This window comes from Arenibaculum sp., from assembly GCF_035998295.1.
Taxonomy (GTDB): Bacteria; Pseudomonadota; Alphaproteobacteria; order Azospirillales; family Azospirillaceae; genus DASYHS01.
In genome coordinates this window covers 1-3,499 of the sequence record NZ_DASYHS010000247.1, presented here as the reverse complement: position 1 = coordinate 3,499, position 3,499 = coordinate 1, and the positions used below count along the sequence as shown (strand labels likewise).

Below are 3,499 nucleotides of genomic sequence, written 5' to 3'. Positions count from 1 at the left end.
CTGCGCGTCGAACACGCCGTCGCCGAGATCGGCCTCCGTGATCGGGCAGAGCCCGGCGACGGCGCCCGAGCGGGCGAGCGCCACCGTCTCGCCGGGCACCATGTGGGTCGCGTGGACCAGGCACCAGCGCTCGTCGACCGGGGCGTTGTCGAGCAGCCAGGCGACCGGCCGGGCGCCGAACGCCGCCTCGACGTCCTCGACCTCGCGTGTCTGCTCGGCGATGTGGATGTGGATCGGCCCCTCGGTCCCGGCCGCGACGAGGTCCGCCAGCATAGGCGGCGGGACCGCGCGCAGGCTGTGCGGGGCGACGCCGACCCGGGCGTCGGCGGGGCCGCGCGCGACCGCCGTCCGCACGCCCTCGACGATGCGCAGGAAGCGGTCGAGGTCGCAGCCGAAGCGGAGCTGCCCGCCGGCGAGCGGTGCCCCGTCCACGCCGGCCCGCGCGTACAGCACCGGCAGGTGGGTGAGCCCGATCCCCGCCGCCGCCGCCGCCGCGACGATGCGGCCCGACATCTCGGCCCGGTCGTCGTAAGCGCCGCCGCCGGGCCGGTGGTGCACGTAGTGGAATTCGCCGACCGATGCGTAGCCCGCCTCCAGCATCTCGACATAGACGAGGGCGGCGACCGCTTCCATCCGCTCCGGCGTCAGCCGGTCGAGGAACCGGTACATCAGCGTGCGCCAGGACCAGAAGTCGTCGTCCGCGCCGGCGCGGTGCTCGGTCAGCCCCGCCATCGCGCGCTGGAAGGCGTGGCTATGCAGGTTGGCGGGGGCGGGCAGCAGCACGCGCCCGGGCAGCGCCAGGTCGTCCGGCTCCGCGGCCGTCCCCGTCCCAACGCGCGCGATCCGCCCCGCATCGTCGATCGAGACCCGGACGTTCTCGGCCCAGCCTTCGGGCAGAAGGGCCCGCTCCGCGAAGATCGCCGCCATCATGGCACCCTAGACATAATTCCCATTTTGATCATACAAATCAGGTTCCAGGAGCGCAATTGGCCCGAGGAGACGCCGCATGGCCGGACAGACCCGCGTTCTCGCCGACGCCCGTATCGCCACCATGGTCCCGGGCGGTCCGCCCTGGGGCATGGTCGAGCGGGGGGCGGTCGCCCTCGACGGCGACCGGATCGCCTGGTGCGGCCCGGAGTCCGACCTGCCGGACGCCTTCGCGGCAGCGCCGCGCGAAAGGCTCGACGGCCGGCTCGTGACGCCGGCGCTCGTCGACTGCCACACCCATCTCGTCCATGGCGGCGACCGGGCGAGGGAATTCGAGCTGCGCCTGCAGGGCGCCTCCTACGAGGAGATCGCACGCGCCGGCGGCGGCATCCGCTCGACCGTCGCGACGACGCGGGCGGCGGACGAGGAGACGCTGCTCCGATCCGCGCTCACCCGTCTCGACCGGCTGATCGCCGAGGGAGTGGGCACGGTGGAGGTGAAGTCCGGCTACGGCCTCGACGTCGAGACGGAGCTGAAGATGCTGCGCGTCGCGCGGCGCCTGGGGCGGGAGCGCGCGGTCACGGTGCGCACGACCTTCCTCGGCGCCCATGCGGTGCCTCCGGAATACGAGGGCCGCTCCGGCGCCTATGTCGACCTCGTCTGCAACGAGGCGCTGCCGGCCGCCCACGCCGAAGGCCTGGTCGACGCGGTGGACGCCTTCTGCGAAGGCATCGCCTTCTCTCCCGCCGAGGTCGAGCGGGTGTTCGAGGTGGCGCACCGGCTCGACCTGCCGGTCAAGCTCCATGCGGAGCAGCTCTCCAATCTCGGCGGTGCCGCGCTTGCCGCGTCCCACGGCGCGCTCTCGGCCGAGCACCTGGAGCACCTGGACGAGGCCGGGGCCGCCGCGATGGCGAAGGCGGGCACGGTGGCGGTCCTGCTGCCGGGCGCGTTCTACGCGCTGCGCGAGACGAAGCTGCCGCCCATCGACGCGCTGCGGGCCGCGGGTGTGCCGATCGCCATCGCGACCGACTGCAACCCGGGCTCGTCGCCGCTCACCTCCCTGCTGCTCGCGGTCAACATGGCCTGCATCCTGTTCCGCCTGACGCCGGAGGAGGCGGTGGCCGGCGCCACGCGCGAGGCGGCCCGCGCGCTCGGCCTCGGCGCCTCGCTGGGCACCGTCGAGGCCGGCAGGCGTGCCGACCTCGCGGTCTGGGACGTCGCGCAGCCGGCGGAGCTTGCCTACCGCATCGGCTTCAATCCCCTGCACCGCCGCATCTTCGGGGGCGAGGGATGACGTCGATCCGGATCGTGCGCTCGGCCGGGATGACGGTCACGCCCTGGAAGAACGGCGGCGGCGAGACCCGTCAGGTCGCCGTCCATCCCCCGGGTGCGGGCATGGAGGATTTCGGCTGGCGGGTGAGCCTCGCCCGGGTCGACACCCCAGGACCGTTCTCTTCCTTTCCCGAGGTGGATCGGACCCTGGCGGTCGTCGAGGGGGCGGGCCTGCGCCTCCACGTCGACGACCGCGAGGCGGCGCTGCTCGACGCCGGGAGCGCGCCGTTCCGCTTCCCGGGCGACATCCCGGTATCGGCTACGCTCGACGGCGCGCCGGTCGTCGACTTCAACGTGATGACGCACCGCGCCCGGTTCCGCCACTTCCTGACGCGCGCCCGCATCGACGGCGCGACGCGGATCGAGCGGCACGGCGCGGTGCTGCTGATCCATGCCCTCGACGGTCCGGTGTCCCTGGGCGCCGACGCCCTGGACGCCGGGGACGCCGCGATCTGCGAGGGGCGCGCGGCCGCCGTGTCCGCCTCGGCGCGCGACGCCCGGCTGATGCTCGCCTATTTCTGGCCCTCGGCGTAGCCGGGAACGGCCCGCCCGATAATTTTCCGCATATTCGAGCATGCTGCTTGACCGCGGTGTTACGCAGTCATAAGCTTTTTAGAACGAAAACAACGTTTCATTAGTAAAACGTCGGAGGCGGAGCATGGGCCGCAGCGTCGCGGATTTCGTCGACGAGGAACTGGTGCTCGAACTCGCGCGCGGGGCCTTGCGGATACCCAGCCTGTCGGGCGAGGAGGAGGACGTGGCCCGCTTCTTCGTCGACGCGATGGACCGGGTCGGCATGGAGGCCGGGCTGCAGCCGGTCCCGGCCACCGCGCTGATGGGGCCGAGCTTCAACGCCATCGGCCGCCTGCGCGGCGGCGGCGGCGGTCCGACGCTCCTGTTCAACGGCCACATCGACCACAACCCCGTCTGCGACGGCTGGACCAAGGACCCGTTCGCGGGCACGGTCGAGGACGGCTGGCTCTACGGCTTCGTGCACATGAAGGCGGCCAACGCCTGCTACGTCGCCGCCGTCGACGCGGTGCGCCGGGCCGGCATCCCGCTCGCCGGCGACGTCGTGGTCGCGCATGTGTGCGGCGAGCTGCGCGGCGGGGCCGGAACCCGGCACGCGCTGGCCGAGGGGCTGGCGGCGGACTGTTTCGTGCTGGGCGAGCCGACCGAGCTGGAGCTGGCGACGAGCCATGCCGCCTCCATGGTGCTGCGGATCAACGTGCTCGGCCGG

4 protein-coding genes are annotated in these 3,499 nt (G+C 73.0%); 3 read left to right on the top strand and 1 reads right to left on the bottom strand.

What is annotated here, in order from left to right; genetic code table 11:
* Positions 1 to 930 (bottom strand): formimidoylglutamate deiminase (hutF, locus tag VGO20_RS23480; protein ID WP_327504821.1); only part of this gene is annotated, 930 nt, incomplete at its 3' end.
* A gap of 76 nt (positions 931 to 1,006) precedes the next feature.
* On the opposite strand from hutF, the gene hutI reads away from it, so the two are divergent.
* From hutI to VGO20_RS23465, 3 genes are all read left to right on the top strand, one after another.
* A complete protein-coding gene (gene hutI / locus VGO20_RS23475; RefSeq protein ID WP_327504820.1) occupies positions 1,007 to 2,221 on the top strand; it encodes an imidazolonepropionase in 1,215 nt (404 codons plus the stop codon).
* Entirely contained in the window at positions 2,218 to 2,793 is a 576-nt protein-coding gene (locus tag VGO20_RS23470) for a HutD/Ves family protein (protein ID WP_327504819.1), read from the top strand. Before hutI ends, VGO20_RS23470 begins: the two co-directional genes overlap by 4 nt.
* Before the next feature lie 124 nt (positions 2,794 to 2,917).
* Positions 2,918 to 3,499 (top strand): M20/M25/M40 family metallo-hydrolase (locus VGO20_RS23465; RefSeq protein ID WP_327504818.1); only part of this gene is annotated, 582 nt, incomplete at its 3' end.

What these genes read in the sequence shown, in the direction of transcription:
- hutI (WP_327504820.1), top strand. Translation starts at nt 1,007, where the DNA reads ATGGCCGGACAGACCCGCGTTCTCGCCGACGCCCGTATCGCCACCATG.
- VGO20_RS23470 (WP_327504819.1), top strand. Translation starts at nt 2,218, where the DNA reads ATGACGTCGATCCGGATCGTGCGCTCGGCCGGGATGACGGTCACGCCC.